Annotated in this window: 21 protein-coding genes; 13 read left to right on the forward strand and 8 right to left on the reverse strand. The window is 58.4% G+C overall.

The window, feature by feature from the left end; translation table 11 throughout:
• The first annotated feature begins 36 nt into the window (after positions 1-36).
• The 5 genes from MTP36_RS00800 to MTP36_RS00820 all read left to right on the forward strand — a co-directional run bounded on the left by MTP36_RS00800 (position 37) and on the right by MTP36_RS00820 (position 3,900).
• Positions 37-672: an RpiB/LacA/LacB family sugar-phosphate isomerase gene (locus tag MTP36_RS00800; RefSeq protein ID WP_015537141.1), complete on the forward strand. Its 636-nt coding sequence runs from the start codon at positions 37-39 to the stop codon at positions 670-672.
• A gap of 15 nt (positions 673-687) precedes the next feature.
• Entirely contained in the window at positions 688-1,104 is a 417-nt protein-coding gene (locus MTP36_RS00805) for a DUF1622 domain-containing protein (RefSeq protein ID WP_015537140.1), read from the forward strand.
• A gap of 237 nt (positions 1,105-1,341) precedes the next feature.
• Positions 1,342-3,081 carry an ammonium transporter gene (locus MTP36_RS00810; RefSeq protein WP_117554668.1) on the forward strand — a complete coding sequence of 580 codons (1,740 nt, stop codon included), beginning with the start codon at positions 1,342-1,344 and terminating at the stop codon, positions 3,079-3,081.
• Positions 3,082-3,340: 259 nt separating this feature from the next.
• Positions 3,341-3,613 carry a type II toxin-antitoxin system RelB/DinJ family antitoxin gene (locus MTP36_RS00815; protein WP_112091363.1) on the forward strand — a complete coding sequence of 91 codons (273 nt, stop codon included), beginning with the start codon at positions 3,341-3,343 and terminating at the stop codon, positions 3,611-3,613.
• A complete protein-coding gene (locus MTP36_RS00820; protein ID WP_118658513.1) occupies positions 3,610-3,900 on the forward strand; it encodes a type II toxin-antitoxin system YafQ family toxin in 291 nt (96 codons plus the stop codon). The genes MTP36_RS00815 and MTP36_RS00820 overlap by 4 nt, the downstream gene beginning before the upstream one ends.
• Before the next feature lie 76 nt (positions 3,901-3,976).
• Here MTP36_RS00820 and thrS read toward each other — a convergent pair whose 3' ends face one another.
• Together thrS and MTP36_RS00830 are read right to left on the reverse strand one after the other, a co-directional pair.
• Positions 3,977-5,761 carry a threonine--tRNA ligase gene (gene thrS, locus MTP36_RS00825; RefSeq protein ID WP_249252812.1) on the reverse strand — a complete coding sequence of 595 codons (1,785 nt, stop codon included), beginning with the start codon at positions 5,759-5,761 and terminating at the stop codon, positions 3,977-3,979.
• Between the two features lie 82 nt (positions 5,762-5,843).
• Complete coding sequence (locus MTP36_RS00830; protein ID WP_143406238.1) at positions 5,844-6,029, reverse strand: hypothetical protein; 186 nt, start codon at positions 6,027-6,029, stop codon at positions 5,844-5,846.
• 214 nt (positions 6,030-6,243) lie between these two features.
• On the opposite strand from MTP36_RS00830, the gene MTP36_RS00835 reads away from it, so the two are divergent.
• Entirely contained in the window at positions 6,244-7,164 is a 921-nt protein-coding gene (locus MTP36_RS00835) for a nucleotidyltransferase family protein (RefSeq protein ID WP_097779343.1), read from the forward strand.
• Between the two features lie 83 nt (positions 7,165-7,247).
• On the opposite strand, the gene MTP36_RS00840 is transcribed toward MTP36_RS00835, so the two are convergent.
• Both MTP36_RS00840 and MTP36_RS00845 read right to left on the reverse strand, forming a co-directional pair.
• Positions 7,248-7,703: a MarR family winged helix-turn-helix transcriptional regulator gene (locus tag MTP36_RS00840; RefSeq protein ID WP_249252814.1), complete on the reverse strand. Its 456-nt coding sequence runs from the start codon at positions 7,701-7,703 to the stop codon at positions 7,248-7,250.
• Positions 7,704-7,784: 81 nt separating this feature from the next.
• The gene (locus MTP36_RS00845) at positions 7,785-9,458 is read right to left on the reverse strand and encodes a Na+/H+ antiporter NhaC family protein (RefSeq protein WP_249252816.1); all 1,674 of its coding nucleotides are present in this window, start codon (positions 9,456-9,458) and stop codon (positions 7,785-7,787) included.
• Between the two features lie 107 nt (positions 9,459-9,565).
• Here MTP36_RS00845 and MTP36_RS00850 point away from each other — a divergent pair, with 107 nt between their 5' ends.
• Positions 9,566-9,721, forward strand: coding sequence for a hypothetical protein (locus MTP36_RS00850; RefSeq protein ID WP_154252423.1), 156 nt, complete (start codon positions 9,566-9,568; stop codon positions 9,719-9,721).
• On the opposite strand, the gene MTP36_RS00855 is transcribed toward MTP36_RS00850, so the two are convergent.
• Positions 9,718-10,107 (reverse strand): thioesterase family protein, encoded by a 390-nt coding sequence (locus tag MTP36_RS00855; protein ID WP_249252818.1) that lies wholly within the window; start codon positions 10,105-10,107, stop codon positions 9,718-9,720. The two genes, MTP36_RS00850 and MTP36_RS00855, sit on opposite strands and share 4 nt — an antisense overlap.
• Positions 10,108-11,002: 895 nt before the next feature.
• Here MTP36_RS00855 and MTP36_RS00860 point away from each other — a divergent pair.
• The 4 genes from MTP36_RS00860 to MTP36_RS00875 are packed head-to-tail and all read left to right on the forward strand — an operon-like array spanning position 11,003 to position 13,744.
• A complete protein-coding gene (locus tag MTP36_RS00860; RefSeq protein ID WP_055186601.1) occupies positions 11,003-11,338 on the forward strand; it encodes an ArsR/SmtB family transcription factor in 336 nt (111 codons plus the stop codon).
• Between the two features lie 41 nt (positions 11,339-11,379).
• The gene (locus MTP36_RS00865; RefSeq protein ID WP_055186604.1) at positions 11,380-11,601 is read left to right on the forward strand and encodes a cation transporter; all 222 of its coding nucleotides are present in this window, start codon (positions 11,380-11,382) and stop codon (positions 11,599-11,601) included.
• On the forward strand, positions 11,591-11,848 hold the full coding sequence (locus MTP36_RS00870) for a hypothetical protein (protein WP_249252820.1): 258 nt from the start codon (positions 11,591-11,593) through the stop codon (positions 11,846-11,848). Before MTP36_RS00865 ends, MTP36_RS00870 begins: the two co-directional genes overlap by 11 nt.
• Positions 11,849-11,860: 12 nt before the next feature.
• Positions 11,861-13,744 (forward strand): heavy metal translocating P-type ATPase, encoded by a 1,884-nt coding sequence (locus MTP36_RS00875; RefSeq protein ID WP_249252821.1) that lies wholly within the window; start codon positions 11,861-11,863, stop codon positions 13,742-13,744.
• A 59-nt stretch (positions 13,745-13,803) separates the two neighbouring features.
• Here the strand turns inward: MTP36_RS00875 and MTP36_RS00880 are convergent, their stop codons facing one another.
• The 3 genes from MTP36_RS00880 to MTP36_RS00890 all read right to left on the reverse strand — a co-directional run bounded on the left by MTP36_RS00880 (position 13,804) and on the right by MTP36_RS00890 (position 16,827).
• Positions 13,804-14,487, reverse strand: coding sequence for a 5'-methylthioadenosine/adenosylhomocysteine nucleosidase (locus MTP36_RS00880; protein WP_118658520.1), 684 nt, complete (start codon positions 14,485-14,487; stop codon positions 13,804-13,806).
• Between the two features lie 223 nt (positions 14,488-14,710).
• Positions 14,711-15,844 carry a redox-regulated ATPase YchF gene (ychF, locus tag MTP36_RS00885; protein ID WP_249252833.1) on the reverse strand — a complete coding sequence of 378 codons (1,134 nt, stop codon included), beginning with the start codon at positions 15,842-15,844 and terminating at the stop codon, positions 14,711-14,713.
• 86 nt (positions 15,845-15,930) lie between these two features.
• Complete coding sequence (locus tag MTP36_RS00890; protein ID WP_249252843.1) at positions 15,931-16,827, reverse strand: Fic family protein; 897 nt, start codon at positions 16,825-16,827, stop codon at positions 15,931-15,933.
• A 252-nt stretch (positions 16,828-17,079) separates the two neighbouring features.
• Between MTP36_RS00890 and MTP36_RS00895 the strand changes: the two genes are divergently transcribed.
• A complete protein-coding gene (locus MTP36_RS00895; RefSeq protein WP_005921458.1) occupies positions 17,080-17,778 on the forward strand; it encodes a response regulator transcription factor in 699 nt (232 codons plus the stop codon).
• On the forward strand, positions 17,778-19,307 hold the full coding sequence (locus MTP36_RS00900) for a sensor histidine kinase (RefSeq protein WP_249252845.1): 1,530 nt from the start codon (positions 17,778-17,780) through the stop codon (positions 19,305-19,307). The genes MTP36_RS00895 and MTP36_RS00900 overlap by 1 nt, the downstream gene beginning before the upstream one ends.
• Positions 19,308-19,380 lie beyond the last annotated feature (73 nt).

A 19,380-nucleotide genomic window follows, 5' to 3' on the forward strand; every position in this document is an offset into this window, starting at 1 on the left:
GTACCGCAGGGAAAAATAAGAAGGAGAACCATTGTTATGAAGATCGCACTTATCAACGAGAACAGTCAGGCCGCCAAGAACGGCATCATTGAAGCCGCCCTGAAAAAGGTGGTGGAGCCCATGGGTCATGAGGTGGTCAACTACGGCATGTACGCCGCCGACGATGCTGCACAGCTGACCTATGTGCAGTGCGGCATTCTGGCTGCTATCCTGCTGAACAGCGGCGCTGCGGACTACGTTGTTACCGGCTGCGGCACCGGCGAGGGCGCCATGCTGGCACTGAACAGCTTCCCCGGCGTTATCTGCGGCCATGTGGAGGACCCCGTGGATGCCTACACCTTTGCCCACGTCAACGACGGCAACGCCGTTGCCATGCCCTTTGCCAAGGGCTTCGGCTGGGGCGGCGAGCTGAACCTCGAGTACTGCTTCGAGAAGCTGTTCGGCTTCGGCCACGGTCAGGGCTACCCCAAGGAGCGCGTTGTGCCCGAGCAGCGCAACAAGAAGATTTTGGACGGCGTGCGCGCCGCCACCTTCAAGCCCCTCATCGAGTGCCTGAAGAGCATCGATCAGGAGCTGCTGAAGGGCGCTGTGGCCGGTGCAAAGTTCTCTGAGCTGTTCTTCGCCTCCTGCAAGGACGAGGAACTGGCCGCCTACGTCAAGACCCTGCTGTAAGCTGCGGAGGAGATCATGCAAGGACTGACCCTGTTCAACCTGAACCTCACCCACCTGTTGGATGCCTTTCTGGAAACTGCAGTGCCCATGATCGCCGGTCTTGCGGAGGTGGTGGGTCTGTTCATCATCATCACCAGTCTGGCCAAGGCCACTTTTTACTATGTCCGCGCCACCTTCTTCAACGACCACCGGGACTTCCACCATGAAATGAGCAGCGGCCTGACCACCGCGCTGGAATTTCTGATGTCGGCAGAGATCGCCAAGACCTTTTTGCTGCAAAATCTGGAGTCGGTGGTGCCGCTGGCGGCTACCTTTGCGCTGCGCGCTCTGATGAGTATGCTGCTGCACTGGGAGATGGAGGGCGGCCACCGCCCGGCAAACGCCAAGGAAAAGGACAAGTCCGGCTCCCCGAAGGACGGCAAAAACGGCTGACAGGCAAAAGATTTGCCAAACTTTAGCAGGGCAGAGTTTCACCGTGTTGTGAAAAACGTAAAACCTTGAGATGAATACTTGACAGGTTTGCACAAAGAGACTATACTCGTGCCATCGAAAGCAAAGGCGCTGACGGAAGCAATTCCGCCAGCGCCTTTTGTGTTTTCGGGGATACTGCCGCACGGAGAGAATAGAGGGCTCCCTGTGCAAAAAAACGACCGTAGGAGGTAGGAAAGTATGTTTAGCTCCGTCAACACCTGCTGGACGCTCGTAGGAGCGTTTCTAGTGTACTTCATGCAGGCCGGATTTGCCTTGTGCGAAGCCGGCTTCACCCGGGCAAAGAACACCGGCAACATCCTGATGAAAAACATGATGGATTTCTGCATCGGCACGCCCTGTTACTGGCTCATCGGCTTCGGCCTGATGTTCGGCGGCACCGGCGCACTGATCGGCGGTTTCGATCCCTTCATTCAGGGCGATTACAGCCATCTGGGTCTGGATATCCCCCTGTGGGTGTACATCGTGTTCCAGACCGTGTTCTGCGCTACGGCAGCCACTATCGTCTCCGGCTCCATGGCCGAACGCACCAACTTCAAGGCCTACTGCGTGTACTCCGCCGCCATCTCGCTGGTGGTGTACCCCATCTGCGGCCACTGGATGTGGGGCGGCGGCTGGCTGCAGAGCATGGGCTTCCACGATTTTGCAGGCTCCGCAGCCGTGCATAACGTGGGCGGCGTCATCGCTCTGCTGGGCGCTTGGATGCTTGGCCCCCGTATTGGCAAGTACGATAAGGACGGCAACCCCCACGCCATCCCCGGTCACAACCTGACCGCCGGTGCTCTGGGCGTGTTCATCCTGTGGTTCTGCTGGTTCGGCTTCAACGGCGGCTCTTCCCTGAGCCTGTCCACCGATGCTACCATGACCCTGACCGGTCTGGTCTGCTTCAACACCAACCTTGCCGCAGCCGTTGCCACCTGCGTGACCATGATCTTCACTTGGCTGCGCTACGGCAAGCCGGATGTCTCCATGACCCTGAACGGTTCTCTGGCTGGCCTTGTGGCCATTACCGCAGGCTGCGATACCGTCTCCCCCTTCGGCGCTTTCTTCATCGGCTTTGTGGCCGGTATCCTTGTAGTGCTGAGCGTGGAATTCTTCGATAAGATCGCCAAGGTGGATGACCCCGTAGGTGCTGTTTCCGTCCACTTTGCAAACGGCGTCTGGGGCACCATTGCGGTGGGTCTGTTCTCCACCGGCTCCAACACCGCCCATGCCGGTCTGTTCTACGGCGGCGGTCTGGCACAGCTGGGCACCCAGCTGCTGGGTCTGGTCTGCGTGGATGTCTATGTTGTGATCGTGATGTTCATCATCTTCAAGATCATTGATAAGACCCTTGGCCTGCGTGTGCCCGCCGAGGTGGAGATCGACGGTCTGGACATCCACGAGCACGGTCTGGCTTCCGCTTATGCAGGCTTTGCCATCTCGGATGCAAACTCCGCTGCCATGACCCCCAACGAGAACACTGATCTGGGCGAGGACGACATCACCAAGGCTTCGGCAAAGCAGATGGATGCTGCCGTGCCGGTGGTGCGCGAGCCTGTGATCCACGATGGCGTCTACGACACCGGTATGCATAAGGTGTCCATCATTGCAAAGCTGGCAAAGTTTGATCAGCTCAAGACCGCCCTGAATGATCTGGGTGTCACCGGCATGACCGTAACGCAGGTCATGGGCTGCGGCATCCAGAAGGGCACGCCTGAAAAGTACCGTGGCGTGCCGGTGGATACTACCCTGCTGCCTAAGATCAAGGTGGAGGTCATCGTCTCCCGCATCAGCGTGGACGCTGTGGTGGAAGCTGCCAAGAAGGCGCTGTACACCGGCCACATCGGCGATGGCAAGATCTTTGTCTACAACGTGACCCGCGTGGTCAAGATCCGCACCGGCGAGGAAGATTACGCCGCGCTGCAGGATGTGGAGTAACCCTCCACAAGTTTCTCCGCTGTTCCCGCTGCGGCGGTAACCCGGCTGCTCCGACACAGTCCCCGCCGCCCGGCGTGACAGATAGATCGTTCTCCTTTTTCCTTTTCCTTTTTTTGTTCGAGTCAGTAAGTCGAAAGCCCCGCTCCTGCGCACAAGGGAGCGGGGCTTTTGCTGTGCCGCAAATTTGTAAATTTTATGTGCAGTGTATTGCAATCTTCGTGCAATGCACTTATAATAAAGGCGAAAGGAGCTGATCTGTATGGCAACTACCAATGTCAGCATTCGGATGGATGCAGACCTGAAGGCGCAGGCCGATGCCCTGTTTGCAGAACTGGGCATGAACCTTTCCACCGCATTCAACATCTTTGTGCGGCAGTCCTTGCGGGAGGGCGGTATTCCCTTCGAGATCCGCACCGAGCGCCCGAACAAGGAGACCGTGGCCGCTATGCTGGAAGCAGAGCATATCGCGGCAGACCCGAAGGCAAAGAAGTATCGGGATCTGGATGAGCTGTTTGCGGATCTGGAAAAATGAGAGAAACAAAGCTGACCATCATCCCCACCACTCAGTTCCGCAAGGACTATAAGCTGGCCAGAAAACGGGGACTAAAAATTGAACTGCTGCAGGATGTGATCGCTTGCCTTGCAATGGGAGAGCCGCTGCCGGAAAAGAACCGCGACCATGCCCTGACGGGTGATTGGGTCGGACACCGGGAGTGTCATATCCAGCCGGACTGGCTACTGGTCTATCGGGTGCAGAACGATGTTCTGGTGCTGACCTTGACCCGCACTGGCACCCATAGTGATCTGTTTGGGAAGTAAATCTCTTTTCTCTGTAATCAAAAAACGAGGGCGCTGCACAAAATGCTGTGCAGCGCCCTCGTTCTTATATTATATCTTACAGGCTGCGGGTGCGGATCTCGGTGGTGACCTTGGCGATGAAGTCCTCAAGGTTCATCTCGGTGGTCTCGCCCTTGCGGTCGCGCACGGAGATGTTGCCGGCCTCGGCTTCCTTGGCGCCCAGCACCAGCATATAGGGCACGCGGTCTACCTGCTGTGCGGCACGGATCTTGTAGCCGATCTTCTGGTTGTCGTCATCCAGCACAACGCGGATACCGGCATCAGACAGCTTCTCGGTCACATCCTGTGCGTACTCCAGCGTCTTTTCGGACACGGGCAGCACCTTGACCTGCGTGGGAGCCAGCCAGGTGGGGAACTTGCCCTTGGTCTCCTCGATCAGGTAGGCCATGAAGCGGTCCAGAGAGCCCAGAATTGCGCGGTGCAGCACCACAGGGGTCTTTTCGGAGCCGTCCTTGTCCACATAGGTCAGGTGGAACTTTGCGGGCAGGCAGAAGTCCAGCTGGCAGGTGGACAGGGTGTACTCGGCACCCACGGCGGGCTTCACGTTTACGTCCAGCTTCGGGCCGTAGAAGGCAGCCTCGCCGATCTCCTCGGTGAAGTGGATGCCCAGCTCGGTCAGCACTTCGCGCAGGGCCTGCTCTGCATGGTTCCACATGGCATCGTCGTCGTGGTACTTCTTCTTATCGGCAGGATCACGCAGGCTCAGCACGCAGCGGTAATCGGTGATGTTGAAGTCCTTGTACACCTCAAAGATCAGGTCGCACACGTTTGCGACCTCGCTCTTGATCTGCTCCGGGGTGCAGAACAGGTGAGCGTCGTTCTGGCAGAAGTGACGGCCGCGCTCGATGCCCTTCAGGGTGCCGGAGGACTCGTAACGGAAATCGTGGGCGATCTCACCGATGCGCATGGGCAGGTCACGGTAAGAATGGGGACGATTTGCGTAGATCATCATGTGGTGGGGGCAGTTCATCGGGCGCAGCACATAGCTTTCGCCCTCCATCTCCATGGCGGGGAACATGTTCTCACGGTAGTGATCCCAGTGACCGGAGGTCTTGTACAGGTTCACGGTGCCGATGCAGGGAGTCATCACGTGCAGGTAGCCGCGTGCACGCTCCTTCTCCTTGATATAGTTCTCCAGCTCCTGCCAGACGGTGTAGCCTGCGGGCAGGAACATGGGCAGGCCGCGGCCCACCAGATCATCGGTCATGAACAGGCCCATCTCCTTGCCGATCTTGCGGTGATCGCGCTCACGGGCCTCCTGCTGCTCCTTCTCCCATGCGTCCAGCTCCTCCTGATTGCGGAAGGCCACGCCGTTGATACGGGTCAGCATCTTGTTTTCCTTGTCGTTCTTCCAGTATGCGCCGGACTGCTGGGTGATCTTGAAGGCCTTCAGTGCCTTGGTGTAGGTCAGGTGAGGTCCGATGCACATATCCACGTACTCGCCCTGCTGGAAGAAGCTGAACTCGGTCTCGTCAGCAAGATCTGCCATGTGCTCGATCTTGTAGTTCTCCTTGCGCTCTTCCATCAGCTTCACGGCCTCGGCACGGGGCAGGATGAAGGGCTTGATGGGCAGGTTCTCCTTGACGATCTTGCGCATCTCTTTTTCGATGTTGGCCAGATCCTCGTCGCTCAGCTTCTGGTCGCCCAGATCGACGTCGTAGTAGAAGCCGTTCTCGGTGGCAGGGCCGAAGGCAAAATCAGCCTGCGGATACAGGCGCTTGATGGCCTGTGCCATAACGTGAGCAGCGGTGTGACGGATAACGTGCAGCTCCTGATCCTGCGGGCACTCGTCCACATGACCGTCCTTGTAGATGACCTTCATAGTAGATTCTCCTTTGACAATGCGGTTTTGAACAAAAATAAAAAGCGCTTCACCCCGTAAAACGCACGGGATGAAGCGCCGATCAAATGTCTGCGTTCCACGGTTCCACCCGAATTGCGCGCTCCCCGGCGGGGAAACGCGCCCCTCGCAGTGCTGTAACGGGCACGCCCGGCAGAGGTTCGCCTCTGCACTCTGCGGTGGTAGAAGCCGGGGTCATGGCAGGCTGCTTGCAGCACCCGGAAACCCGGGGCAGCCCTCTCTGCGGCATGAAAAGCGGGGCTTCAGTTTGTCCGCATCAATGTTTTGGACAGGATGAAACTACGCTGATTGTAGCACGCCGGAACAAAAAAATCAAGGGATAGCGGCAGAAATGTATAAAATCGTTCTCCCCTCTGCACCTTGCCACAGGCGGCGAAGCAGTGTATAATAGCCTCAGAACGCTACAACGCCGGAACCCCCGGCAGATACAGGAGGAAATGAAGATGAATAAACCGGTACTGGTCGTCATGGCTGCCGGCATGGGCAGCCGCTACGGCGGCATGAAGCAGATCGACCCGGTGGGCCCCAACGGACAGGTCATTATGGACTATTCTCTCTACGACGCCCGCCGCGCCGGCTTTGAGACCGTGATCTTTGTCATCAAGCACGAGATCGAGGACGCCTTCAAAGCTGCCATCGGTGACCGCGTGGCCAAAGCAATGAACGTGAAGTACGCTTTTCAGCAGCTGGAAGAGCTGCCCGCCGGCTTTGCCGTGCCGGAAGGCCGTGTAAAGCCTTGGGGCACCTGCCATGCCGTGCTGGCTGCAAAGCCCCTGATCGACGGCCCCTTTGCGGTCATCAATGCGGACGACTACTACGGCCCGGAGGCCTTTCAGGTGATGTACGATTACCTGTCCACCCACGCCGATGATGATTTCTACCGCTACTGCATGGTCAGCTACCTGTTGAAGAACACCCTGTCCGAGAACGGCAGCGTGGCACGCGGCGTGTGCATCAAAAACGAGGACGGCACCCTGCAGAGCGTGACCGAGCGCACCCGCATCGAGCCCTGCGATGGCGGCGCACACTACACCGAGGACGGCGGTGAGAGCTGGGTGGATCTGCCCGGCGACACCCCCGTGAGCATGAACCTGTGGGGCTTCGGCAAGAGCTTTCTGGACGAAGCTGAGCAGCGCTTTGCGGGCTGGCTGACCGAGAATCTGCCGGTGAACCCCCTGAAGTGCGAGTATTTCCTGCCGCTGGTGGTGACCGAGCTGATCGAGGAAAACAAGGCGAAAATTCAGGTGCTGCGCAGCACGGATAAGTGGTTCGGCGTCACCTACCGGGAGGATAAGCCTTTGGTGGTGGATGCCATCGCCCGCAAGACCGCCGAGGGTCAGTACCCCGAAAACCTGTGGAAGTAAATGCTTCCTGATCGCGTAAAATTATTTTGACAAAACCAAAGACGGGCAGCCTGCGGGCTGCCCGTCTTTGCGTTTTATCGTTCTTATTCCCCGCCTTTTTTCAGGATGTCCAGTTCCGGCATCAGCTCGGTGCTCACGATGGTAAGCATCTGTTCCAGCTTAGCGCATTCCTCGGGGGTAAAGCGCTGCCGGGCACGCTCCACTACGGTGTGCAGATACGAGTAGCTGATGTTGTAGTAGTCGATATACTTCTGGGTGGGGCGCAGATGGTACTCCCGCCGGTCGGTGGTGGACTGGATCTTTTCCACATAGCCCTTTTTCACCAGACTGCCGATCTTGTACGCCGCATTGGGGGTGGAGATCTGCATCATGCGGGAAAACTCCGCAATGGTGGGCTCGCCCATCGCCATGATGCCCTCCATGCAGAAGGACTCCACCGTGGTCAGGGTAGCCTCACGGGTGGCAAAGCGCTGGAACACGTTCTGATAAAAATGCAGCTTGAATTTGGTATAGACGTCCTGAAAAGCTTTTTCCAGCATGGGTCATGCGCCTCCGATGCTTTAGTTTTCTTGCTATACGGCTAGTATACCACGAAAATGCCCCGCTGCATAGCGGAATTTTTACACAGCATCCCCGGAATTTTTTGCCCGGGTGCGGGCGCGGATGACACCGAGCACCGCCAGTTCCAGCACGATGGCAACCACCAGCAGCACCAGCGAGGTGACAAGGCTTGCGCGGCTGCCCAGCACTGCCTGTGCAAGGCCGGTGATGATGTAGCACACCGCCGAGCAGGCCGCTGCCGTAATGGCGTAGGGCAGCTGGGTGGAAACGTGGTTCACATGGCTGCAATGTGCGCCCGCCGAAGCCATGATGGTGGTATCCGAGATGGGAGAGCAGTGGTCGCCGCATACCGCGCCGGACAGGCAGGCGGCAATGGACACCACCAGCATCTCGCCGTCCGGGAAGGCCTGACAGACGATGGGGATCAGGATGGAGAAGGTGCCCCAGGAAGTGCCGGTGGCAAAGGCAAGGAACACTGCCACAAGGAAGATGATGAACGGCAGCAGATACTGCAAAGCCGCCGCAGAGCTGCCCAGCAGGTTTGCCACATAATACTTTGCACCCAGCAGGCCAGTCATGCCGGACAGCGTCCATGCAAGGGACAAAATCAGCATGGGGCTGACCATGGCCTTGAAGCCCTCGGGGATGCAGGCGGCAAAGTCCTGAAAGGTCATCACGCCGCGTACCCGGTAAAATACAAAGGTGAACAGCAAAGCGATGCTGCTGCCCAGCACCAGACCCGCCGAGGCGTTGCAGTCCGCAAAGGCGGTGATGAAGTCCACGCCCTCAAAGAAGCCGCCGGTGTACACCATGCCGAAGATACAGGCCGCGATCAGCACCAGCACCGGCGCGATCAGGTCGATGACATGGCCGTTGGTATCATTCCCATCGTCCACATCGTCGCCGTAGGGACGGTCGGCGGTGGTAAACAGGTCGCCGTTCTTGGCGTTGTCCTCGTTCAGCTTCATGGGGCCGAACTCTGCCCCGGTAAAGATGAGGAACAGGCTCATCACAACGGTCATGACGGCGTAATAGTTATAAGGAATGGTGCGCAGGAACATGGTAAAGCCGTTGATGCCGGAACCCGCCGGGACGCTGGAAGTGACCGCAGCCGCCCAGCTGGACACCGGCGCAATGATGCAGATGGGTGCGGCGGTGGAATCGATCAGGTAAGCCAGCTTTGCGCGGGACACCTTCTGCCGGTCGGTCACCGGGCGCATCACCGAGCCCACGGTCAGGCAGTTGAAGTAGTCATCCACAAAGATCATCACGCCCAGCAGCAGGGTGGCAAACTGTGCGCCTGCCCGGCTGTGGATGTGGGTGGACGCCCAGCGACCGAAGGCTGCCGATCCGCCCGCCTTGTTCATCAGCGCCACCAGAATGCCCAGCATCACCAGAAAGGCCAGAATGCCCACGTTGCCGGAGTCCGACAGCTTGGTGATCATGCCGCCGTCCTCGTTGAAGAACAGGGTGTTCAGCGCCAATTCAAGGTTGCCGTTGGCGTACAGCAGCGCGCCGGAGGCAATGCCCACCAGCAGTGAGGTGTACACCTCCTTGGTGTTCAGCGCCAGCACGATGGCAATGACCGGCGGCAGCAGGGAAAAGAAGGTGCTGTACACCGCACAGGTGTAGGTGGCGGGGTCGGCCACCTTGCCGGGGGTTACCGCCGTGCACCACAGCAGCAGGGCAAAGACGAACAGCGCCCCCACCCAGGAAAGGTTTTTGTTTTTCATAAGCTCCTCATATCAGGTGTCAATCATTGTCTGCGGGGTTCGTCCGGCGTATCGGGGCGCAGGCTGCGGGGCAGACTACCCACAGAAATGCAAAGGGGGTGTGCACCGTGCCGGATTATAAGGCTATGTACTTTGAACTGTTCCGTGCCAGTGTGCAGGCTGTGCAGCTTTTGCAGGACGCGCAGACCCGCGCCGAGCAGCAGCTGCTGGCTGCAGACTTGCCGCCGCTGCGGCTGGACGAAACAGAACCGGACGATCCTTAGCCCTTTTTGGCCTCGGCCTTAGCGGCAAACTTTTCCTCAAAGATGACAAAGCGCTCGTGAGTGCCGCCGCCCACAGGGCCTTTCTCGTCCGCAAGCGTCACCTTGAAGGTCAGCTTGCGGCCTTCCACAGCCACCAGCTCACTGTGGCAGGTCACGGTCATGCCCACAGGGGTGGGTGCGGTGTGCTCCAGCTCCAGCTTGGTGCCCACGGTGCCGCTGCCCGCTTCCAGCGCAGGGGCAACGCTCTGCCAGCAGGTCTTTTCGGCCAGTGCCACCAGTGCGGGGGTAGCAAACACGTCCAGCGTGCCGCTGCCCATGGTCTTTGCAGTGTTCTCTGCGCTCACGCACACGCTCTGCTCGCCGCAGATTCCGGTTTCCAACTTCATATACAGTTCCTCCTTATGCGTCCTTTGGACGCAGTTGTGTTATTTGTGGTTACACACCTTTATAAGATATCACAAAACGCGCCGGAATGCACTATTTTTTGCATATTTTTTCAGGGAAGCGCCCGGAAAGCGGGAGGACTGGAAGCGTGTCGCGCTCCGCGGGGAACGTTTCTGCCTGCCTTCAGCGTGCAGGGACGCTCCGCTGGGCCAGAGGCAGGGAGGGGTGTTCCGATTCCCCCCTCCCTACCTCTGGACTCCACCCACCCCGCAACGGGCCAAGGGCTGCTCGCCCTTGACAATCCTAAAGAAGAAGTCGAAGCACAAAAAAGCTAGCGCTGCGCCAGTCGGCGCTATCGCTTTAACGCTTTTTTCGCTTCTCCATTAAAAGCCCCTCAGTCGCTGCGCGACAGCTCCCCCGAGGGGGAGCGAGCGCCCGCCCGCAGCGCTGCGCTTTCGCAGAAAGCGGCGCTGCAAATGCCGTTTCCCTCTACGACCCCTCCCGTGAAAATAGCGTTTGGAGCGCTCCAAACGCGAAAATATAAATATTATTTCCGCTGAACATGGCTAGCAACGACGACGACCGCCGCCAGCGGCGGAAACAGGGAGGAGTTGTTGGGGCAGCGGCCAGCAAGACGCGCGTGCCGCCCAAGGCACGATGCGGATGCTGGGTGCCGCAACCCGGAAGAAGCGGAAGCCATTCCAAATCGTTTTGCCTGTCCAACCCGCACCCAATTTGCAAATTAAATTTGCATCTTTTTTGCGTTTTACGGCGATTTTCAGCAATTTTGCGGGGATGTAAAAAACTTTGCGGATTTTGCTTGACAGGGGGCTGTCTGCGTGTTATCATGAACACATGAACAGATGCTCATATATCAAAACGAAAGGAGAGGACAGCATGACCGGGCTAGAACAGACTGCACCGGAAAAGGAAAAACAGCCGGTAGAGATGCCGGACGATGAGGTGCTGTACGAACTGGCAGACCTGTTCCGCGTGTTCGGCGATTCCACCCGCATCAAAATTCTGTACGCCTTGCATGACAGCGAACTTTGCGTGCAGGATATCGCGGACGCCGTGCAGCTGAGCCAGTCTGCCGTCAGCCACCAGCTGCGGGTGCTCAAGGACTCCAAGCTTGTGCGCTTCCGGCGGGAAGGCAAAACTGTTTTCTACGCACTGGACGATGACCATGTGCGCAGCATCCTTTCCATGGGAATGGACCATATCGAAGAGTAACCGGGCACATGCCCGCACAAAAAGAAAGGCTGGTACTTATTATGAAAAAGACCTACAAGATCGAAGTGGACTGCGCCAATTGCGCCCAGAAGATGGAGGATGCCGCCAACACCGTTTCTGGTGTGGAAAAGGCGACCGTCAGCTTTATGACCCAGAAGATGAAGGTGGAGTTTGCCGAGGGTGCCGACCCCCACGCCACCATGGAGAATGTGCTGTCTGCCTGCAAGAAGGTAGAGGACGACTGCGAGATCTTTGATATCTGATGTGCGGCAAAGCTCTCCCGGTCGGTACGGACTGGGAGAGTTTTTCTGTGGAAAAATCCGCCACTTTTCAACAATTTCCACCGGGTTTTCAACAGGTTTCGTGAGGAAAACGAAAAAGAAGCGTGAAAAAGAGCTTTTCTGCCGGAAAACTGTGTGGAAAACCCGGGTAAAACTGTGGAATACCCATTTTTTTGCCGAAAAACTTGTGGAAAACCACCCGTTTTTCATCCGCTGCACCGCAAAATGAGGAGCGTTGCTTATGAACAAGAAACAAAAAAAGACCCTTGAGCGCATTCTGATCGCCGTGGCGTTGGTGATCGTGCTCAAGCTTTTGCCCGCCTTGCCCATGCCGGTTGAGCTGGCGCTCTACTGCATCCCCTACCTTGTGGTGGGCTGGGATGTGCTGCGCAAGGCGCTGAAGGGCATCAAGAACCGTCAGCCCTTTGACGAGTGCTTCCTGATGGCAGTTGCCACCGTGGGTGCGTTTGCACTGGGCGATTATGTGGAGGGCTGCGCCGTTATCATCTTCTACCAGATCGGCGAGCTGTTCCAGAGCGTCGCCGTGGGCAAAAGCCGCCAGAGCATTGCCAGCCTGATGGACATTCGCCCGGACTACGCCAACATCGAGGGCGAGGACGGCAAGCTGGAACAGGTGGACCCGGATGAGGTCGAGGTGGGCACCGTCATCGTGGTGCAGCCCGGCGAGCGGGTGCCCATTGACGGCGTCATCGTGGAGGGTGCATCTGCCCTGAACACCGCCGCCCTGACCGGCGAAAGCCTGCCCCGGGACGTGAACGCCGGGGATGAAGTCATCAGCGGCTGCGTGAACATGACCGGCCTGCTGAAAGTGCGCACCACCAAGGAATTTGGCGAGTCCACCGTCTCTAAAATTCTCGACCTTGTGGAAAATTCCAGCATGAAAAAAGCCCGGGCAGAAAACTTTATCACCCGCTTTGCCCGGGTGTACACCCCCGCTGTCTGCTACGGCGCACTGGCGCTGGCGCTTCTGCCGCCGGTGGTGCTGCTGCTTATGGGACAGCCCGCCCGCTTTGGCGACTGGGTCTACCGCGCCCTGACCTTCCTTGTCATCAGCTGCCCCTGTGCGCTGGTCATCTCCATCCCGCTGAGCTTTTTCGGCGGCATCGGCGGCGCTTCCGCCTGCGGCATCCTCATAAAAGGCTCTACTTATCTGGAAGAGCTGGCAAACACCGGCGTTGTGGTGTTCGATAAGACCGGCACCCTGACGCAGGGCACCTTTAAGGTCACCGGCATCCATCCCGCCGAGGGCGTGACCGACACCGCACTGGTGGAAGCCGCTGCGCTGGCGGAAAGCTGGTCAAAGCACCCCATCTCCCTGAGCATCAAAGCTGCCTACGGCAAGCCCATTGACGCCGCCCGGGTCACGGATGTGCAGGAGCTTGGCGGTCATGGCGTGACCGCGAAGGTGGACGGCAAGAGCGTTGCCGCCGGTAACGCCCGCCTGATGGAAAAGCTGGGGCTGACCGTGCCCGCCGTGGACGGCGTGGGCACCATCGTGCACGTTGCCGTGGAGGGCAGCTACGCGGGCTATCTGCTGATTTCGGACGTGGTAAAGCCCCACAGCGCCGATGCCATCCGCGCTTTGAAGGCTTCCGGCGTGCGCAAGACGGTCATGCTGACCGGCGATGCACAGCCGGTGGCACAGGCGGTAGCGCAGCAGCTGGGTCTGGACGAGTACCACGCCGGTCTTTTGCCCGGCGACAAGGTGGACCAGATCGAAAAGCTGCTTGCCGCAAAGCAGCCTAAGGAGAACCTTGCCTTTGTGGGTGACGGCATCAACGATGCGCCGGTGCTGTCCCGCGCAGACGTGGGCATTGCCATGGGTGCGCTGGGTTCGGACGCTGCCATCGAGGCCGCAGACGTGGTGCTGATGGACGACGACCCCGCCAAGATCGCGCTTGCCATGCGCATTGCCCGCCGCACCCTGCGCATCGTGCACCAGAACATCGTGTTTGCGCTGGGCATCAAGGCGCTGTGCCTGCTGCTGGGCGCACTGGGTATTGCCGGAATGTGGGCAGCCATCTTTGCAGATGTGGGCGTGATGGTCATTGCCGTGCTCAACGCCACCCGCGCACTATATACCAAAGACCTGACCGAAAACTGACATAAACGCAAAACAGCCAGACCGGCACTGCCGGTCTGGCTGTTTTTGTTTCAAGACTTTTACAGCTTTTCCACCATCGCTGCCACGATCTTGGTGGCGGTGGCGACATACTCGCTGATGCTGAACTTCTTCACCACCAGAACTTCGTGGCCGTCCTCGTCGGCGTTGTCGCTCATGGCGCGCAGAATGACGCAGGGCACGCCGTTCTTGGCGGCGATCTGACTTACCGCAGCGCCCTCCATCTCTACGCAGTCCGGGGCGCACTTGGCTTCAATAGCGGCTTTGGTCTCGCTGTCGCCCACGAACAAATCGCCGGTGGCAATTTTGCCCACCAGTGCCTTGACCCCGGCTTCGGCGCAGGCGGCTTCGGCGGCGGCGATCAGTGCCGGGTCGCCGGTGTATTCCTTCAGGAACGGCGGGTTCTGGCAGATCATATCCAGCTGAGCGTCGTGGTACAGCACCGTCTTGCCAATGACCACATCCCCGATGCCGATCTTGCTGGTCATGTTGCCTGCAATGCCGGAGAAGATGATCTTCTCCGCGCCAAACTTGGTAATGAGCACCTGCGTGGTAGCGGCGGCGTTGGCCTTGCCCATACCGGCGCAGCACACCACCACCTGCTTGCCGGCCAGCGTACCCTTGTGGTACTCCACGCCGCCGTAGGGCTCAACGGTGACATTTTCCAGCTTTGCACACAGCTGGTCTACTTCATCGGGCATAGCGCCCATAATACCCAAGATCATGGTAAGCTCCTTTTACGATCAAAAATGGCCGCCGCGTGCGCTTTGGCCATATTCAGAGGAATGATTCTTTTTAATTCAGGAACCCGAACCGCCTGCGGAGCTTGTCGGGGTAAAACCCCTCCATCTGCTTACGCAGACCGCTCTGCCACTTAAAAGCCCCACTGGGGCTTTCATTGCTGCGCAAACGCGGGCATTTCGGGTTCCACTTTTCACGGGAAGGACTTTAAACATTAAACAGGAACTCGATGACATCGCCATCGTGCACAACATACTCCTTGCCCTCGGTGCGCTGCAGGCCCTTGGCCTTGACGGCGGCGTAGTCGAAGTTGTTGGCTTCCAGATCGTTATAGCCGATGACGCTGGCGCGGATGAAGCCGCGCTCGAAGTCGCTGTGGATCTTACCGGCAGCCTGCGGAGCCTTGGTGCCCTTGCGGATGGTCCATGCGCGGCACTCCTTCTTGCCGTCGGTCAGGAAGGAGATCAGTCCCAGCAGGTCGTAGCTGGCGGTGATCAGGTTGTCCAGACCGCTGGCCTCGATGCCCATCTCGGCCAGGAACGCCTTCTTTTCCTCGGGGCTGTAATCCGCGATATCCTCCTCGGTCTTGGCACAGATGGGGATGTAGCGGGCGCCCTCTTCCTTGGCGCGGGCAGCCACCAGCGGGACGTACTTGTTGTTCTCGATGCCCTCCATCAGGTCGTCCTCGCCCACGTTGCAGGCGTACAGCACCGGCTTTGCGCTCAGCAGACCCATCTCGTGCAGAACGGTCTGCTGCTCGGTGTCGGCGGGGTCAAAATCGAAGCTGCGGGCGGGCTTGCCGGTGCTCAGGTGGTCGGCCAGCTGCTGCAGCCAAGCGGCCTCGGCGGCAGCGCCCTTGTTGTTGCCGCTCTTGGCAGCCTTTGCCATGCGGCCAGCGCGGTTCTGCACCACCTCAAGGTCGGAGAGGATCAGCTCGTAGTCGATGGCGTCAATATCGGCAATGGGGTCCACGGCCTCGGCCTTGGTCACGTCCTCCACCACATGGATGATGTTGTCATCGTCAAAGCAGCGTACAACGTGCACGATGGCGTCGCACTCGCGGATATGGCCAAGGAACTTGTTGCCAAGGCCGGCACCCTGACTTGCGCCCTTCACAAGACCGGCAATGTCCACGAACTCCACGATGGCGGGGGTCTTTTTGTTGGTCTGCCAGATCTCGGCCAGCTTGTCCAGCCGCTTGTCCGGCACTGCCACGATGCCGGAGTTCGGCTCGATGGTGCAGAAGGGATAGTTTTCAGCCTCCGCGTTCTTGGTGGAGGTGATGGCGTTGAACAGAGTGGACTTGCCCACGTTGGGCAGGCCGACGATACCTAACTTCATATAAAATACGCTCCTTACACGTTTTTTGGCATAACGATACATCTACCATTATACGCGATGAACCCCGCCAGCGCAAGGGGGCGGGGCTATCTTGAATAAGGAATCCTGAAATAATCCAGAACTGCCTTGAACTGATCCTGCGCGGTCAGGCAGGTGTCCAGCAGATACCCGCGTTCAGTTTTCCACTCGTGCAGACCCCGATAGTAGAACATTTTGAGGTCATCCGTGATAATAAACGGCACGATGTTGCTCCGCAGGCATTCCTTGAAGAGCAGAAGCCGCCCAACACGGCCATTTCCATCCTGAAACGGATGGATGGATTCAAAGGCATAGTGAAATTCCAGCAGGTCTTCCAGCGACTTGGCAGGATTTTGATTGTACGCAGATAAAAGCTCTTTCATCTGTGGGGCAACCAGTTCTGGCGCAGTGGTGCTTCTGCCTCCGACCTCGTTCGGAAGCTTTTTATATTCACCGACAGCAAACCAGTCTTTGCGGGAATCGCTGGTGCCGCTTTTCAGGGTAAGGTGCAGCTTTTTAATAAACGCTTCGCTGATGGGTTTCTTTGCATCCCGGATGACAAGGTCAATGCACCTGAAGTGATTGGCTGTTTCGACCACATCATCCACATTGACAATACCATTCTCCATGCCGATGGTATTGGTCTCGTAGATATACCGTGTCTGGTCATGGGTCAGGCGGTTGCCCTCAATATGGTTGGAGTTATAGGTAAGGTCGATCTGGATTTTGTGGTAGATGCCGCCCTTGACCTGCCCGGTCATCTCGTTCTGCAAAACATCCAGCAGGGTTCTGGGTGCTTCTAGCTTTTTGTTGGTGCGCGCCGGGCGCTTTGCATCCTGCGGAATGTTCCAAGTCTTGCCGGTAAGCACTGCGCCCGGGATCTTGCCGGTAGCACAGTAGTTGCGGACAGTTCGTTCTGAAATATTCCATAATTTTGCCGTATCAGCGACAGAATGGTACTTCATGATAACACCTCCCAGTAAAACGATTATACCATTTTATCGGCAAGAAATCAAATTTTGGAGGTTCCATTGTGAACGTTTCTTGCCGATAGCGCGGCTGCGTAAGGTGCACCCTAGGCAGAAATGTGAAAAAAACTACACTTCCTTCTTTATTTTGTCATAACTGTCCCGTATAATAGAAAGGAAAGAGCCTGTCAAAACGCCCGGAAGGGCTGAAGATACAGCAAAAACCTGCATAAAAGGGGAGGAAAACTTATGGCAAACGAAAAGATCCTTGTGGTGGATGACGACGCCAACATCTGCGAGCTGCTGCGGCTGTACCTGACCAAGGAGGGCTATCAGGTCACTGTGGCCAACGATGGCGAAGAAGGTCTGGAAAAGTTCAACGCGGTCAAGCCGGACATGGTGCTGCTGGACGTGATGATGCCCCGCATGGACGGCCTTGAGGTCTGCCGCCGCATCCGCAAGGCGGGCAACACCCCGGTAATGATGCTTACCGCCAAAGGCGAGACCTTTGACAAGGTGCTGGGGCTGGAGCTTGGCGCGGACGATTACATGGTAAAGCCCTTTGACGCCAAGGAAGTGGTGGCCCGCATCAAGGCGGTGCTGCGCCGCTGCCAGACTACCTCCGCTGCCGCCGAGAGCACCGAGGGCGTCATCGAGTTCGACAACCTCCGTCTGGATATGAACAGCTACGAGCTGCGGGTCAAGGGCAAGGTGGTGGAAGCTCCCCCCAAGGAGCTGGAACTGCTCAACTGTCTGGCTTCCCACCCCAACCGCGTGTACACCCGCGACCAGCTGCTGGACGAGGTGTGGGGCTTTGAGTACTACGGCGACAGCCGCACCATTGACGTCCACGTCAAGCGCCTGCGCGAAAAGCTGGCCGGGGCTTCCGATAAGTGGGAGCTGAAAACCGTCTGGGGCGTGGGCTATAAGTTCGAGGTGCGTCAGTAATGCGTAAAAGTATCTCCACAGCCTTTTTCTCCATGGTGTCCACCCTGATGGTGCTGGGCATCGTGCTGATGGGCTGCTCGGAGTGGGTGCTGTTCAAAAATTATTTTGCGAAGGATCGCTACGAAACACTGGATCAGGTGGTAAGCGTTGCCAAGCGCACCGCAGAATATCTGGTAAACAGCGAGACCATGCCGCAGGGCGCAGAGCTGGACGCTTTGAACACCAAGCTGGAGATCATCGGCGAGAGCGCCGAGGCGTATCTGTTTTTCACCGACCGGCAGGGCAATGTGCTCATTGCCTCCGACCCGGAAAAGCTTACCACCGACACCGTGCCGCTGGATATCTGCCAGCGCGCCAATGCAGTGGCTGACCCGGACGCCCGGCACTACCACGCTTTCGGCGATTTGGGCGGTGCCCTGACCGAAAAAAGCTATATCGCGGCGGTGGAGACCATCGACGACCAGAGCCTGTTCAGCGGCTGGCTGTTTTTGTGCTCCTCCGGCGCGCAGCTCACCGACTTCAAGCAGCAGTTCTGGTCCAACTTCCTCATGTCCGCCTGTGTGATGCTGCTGTGCGCCAGCGTGCTGACCCGCCTGCTGATGCGTCAGCTCACCGACCCGCTGCAAAAGGTCACCGATGCCGCCCAGCGCTTTGGCGGCGGCGACCTCTCCGTCCGCGTGGAGGGCGTGGAGGGCGATGGCGAGGTGGCAGACCTTGCCCGCACCTTTAACCAGATGGCGGAGAATATCCAGTCCAATGATAACTCCCGGGGGCAGTTCATGGGCAACATCGCCCATGAGCTGCGCACCCCCATGACCACCATCAAGGGCTTTGTGGACGGCATTCTGGACGGCACCATCCCGCCCGAGATGCAGAACCACTATCTGCAGCTGGTCAGCGAGGAGACCGGGCGCCTTGCGCGGCTCATCCAGAATATGCTGGATCTCTCCAAACTGGAAAGCGGCGAGTATCAGGTGAACGCCCGGATGTTCAATATCTGGGAGACTTTGACCGGCGTGGCGCTGGCGGCAGAGCAGCGCATCAATGATGGCATGATCGAGCTGGAAGGTTTGACCATGGACGAAAAGGTGCTGGTCTACGCAGACCCCGACCTGATCCATCAGGTGGCGTATAACCTGCTGGACAACGCCATCAAGTTCACCCCGGCGGGCGGCACCATCCGCTTCAGCGTGGAAAAGCTTGGCCCCGAAGCCGAGATCTCCATCTGGAACTCCGGGCAGGGCATCAGCCCGGAGGCGCTGCCCTATGTGTTCGAGCGGTTCTACAAGGAGGATCGCTCCCGCGGCCTGCACGCCCGTGGTTCCGGCCTTGGGCTGAACATCTGCAAGGTGCTGGTCAATCTGTCCGGCGGGCAGATCCGCGTGGAGAGCCAGCAGGGCGAGTGGTGCCGCTTTGTGTTCACCCTGCCCACCTGTTCCCCCAATCCCGGCGGCATGAAGCGCCTGCCGGACGCCGCCGGTCAGCCCGGCGCAGTAGAGGACCCCGCCAGCATGAAGCCGGTAGAATAAGACCCCGCAGCCAGACTGCCCCGCCCGGGCGGTCTGGCTGCTTTGGCGTTGTTGCCCTCTCAGTACCCCCTCA

It is taken from the genome of Faecalibacterium sp. I4-1-79 (assembly GCF_023347235.1).
Taxonomy (GTDB): domain Bacteria; phylum Bacillota; class Clostridia; order Oscillospirales; family Ruminococcaceae; genus Faecalibacterium; species Faecalibacterium tardum.

Coding starts and splice junctions, on each gene's coding strand:
- MTP36_RS00800 (WP_015537141.1), top strand. CDS start 37: ATGAAGATCGCACTTATCAACGAGAACAGTCAGGCCGCCAAGAACGGC.
- MTP36_RS00805 (WP_015537140.1), top strand. CDS start 688: ATGCAAGGACTGACCCTGTTCAACCTGAACCTCACCCACCTGTTGGAT.
- MTP36_RS00810 (WP_117554668.1), top strand. CDS start 1,342: ATGTTTAGCTCCGTCAACACCTGCTGGACGCTCGTAGGAGCGTTTCTA.
- MTP36_RS00815 (WP_112091363.1), top strand. CDS start 3,341: ATGGCAACTACCAATGTCAGCATTCGGATGGATGCAGACCTGAAGGCG.
- MTP36_RS00820 (WP_118658513.1), top strand. CDS start 3,610: ATGAGAGAAACAAAGCTGACCATCATCCCCACCACTCAGTTCCGCAAG.
- thrS (WP_249252812.1), bottom strand. CDS start 5,761: ATGAAGGTCATCTACAAGGACGGTCATGTGGACGAGTGCCCGCAGGAT.
- MTP36_RS00830 (WP_143406238.1), bottom strand. CDS start 6,029: ATGCCGCAGAGAGGGCTGCCCCGGGTTTCCGGGTGCTGCAAGCAGCCT.
- MTP36_RS00835 (WP_097779343.1), top strand. CDS start 6,244: ATGAATAAACCGGTACTGGTCGTCATGGCTGCCGGCATGGGCAGCCGC.
- MTP36_RS00840 (WP_249252814.1), bottom strand. CDS start 7,703: ATGCTGGAAAAAGCTTTTCAGGACGTCTATACCAAATTCAAGCTGCAT.
- MTP36_RS00845 (WP_249252816.1), bottom strand. CDS start 9,458: ATGAAAAACAAAAACCTTTCCTGGGTGGGGGCGCTGTTCGTCTTTGCC.
- MTP36_RS00855 (WP_249252818.1), bottom strand. CDS start 10,107: ATGAAGTTGGAAACCGGAATCTGCGGCGAGCAGAGCGTGTGCGTGAGC.
- MTP36_RS00860 (WP_055186601.1), top strand. CDS start 11,003: ATGACCGGGCTAGAACAGACTGCACCGGAAAAGGAAAAACAGCCGGTA.
- MTP36_RS00865 (WP_055186604.1), top strand. CDS start 11,380: ATGAAAAAGACCTACAAGATCGAAGTGGACTGCGCCAATTGCGCCCAG.
- MTP36_RS00875 (WP_249252821.1), top strand. CDS start 11,861: ATGAACAAGAAACAAAAAAAGACCCTTGAGCGCATTCTGATCGCCGTG.
- MTP36_RS00880 (WP_118658520.1), bottom strand. CDS start 14,487: ATGATCTTGGGTATTATGGGCGCTATGCCCGATGAAGTAGACCAGCTG.
- ychF (WP_249252833.1), bottom strand. CDS start 15,844: ATGAAGTTAGGTATCGTCGGCCTGCCCAACGTGGGCAAGTCCACTCTG.
- MTP36_RS00890 (WP_249252843.1), bottom strand. CDS start 16,827: ATGAAGTACCATTCTGTCGCTGATACGGCAAAATTATGGAATATTTCA.
- MTP36_RS00895 (WP_005921458.1), top strand. CDS start 17,080: ATGGCAAACGAAAAGATCCTTGTGGTGGATGACGACGCCAACATCTGC.
- MTP36_RS00900 (WP_249252845.1), top strand. CDS start 17,778: ATGCGTAAAAGTATCTCCACAGCCTTTTTCTCCATGGTGTCCACCCTG.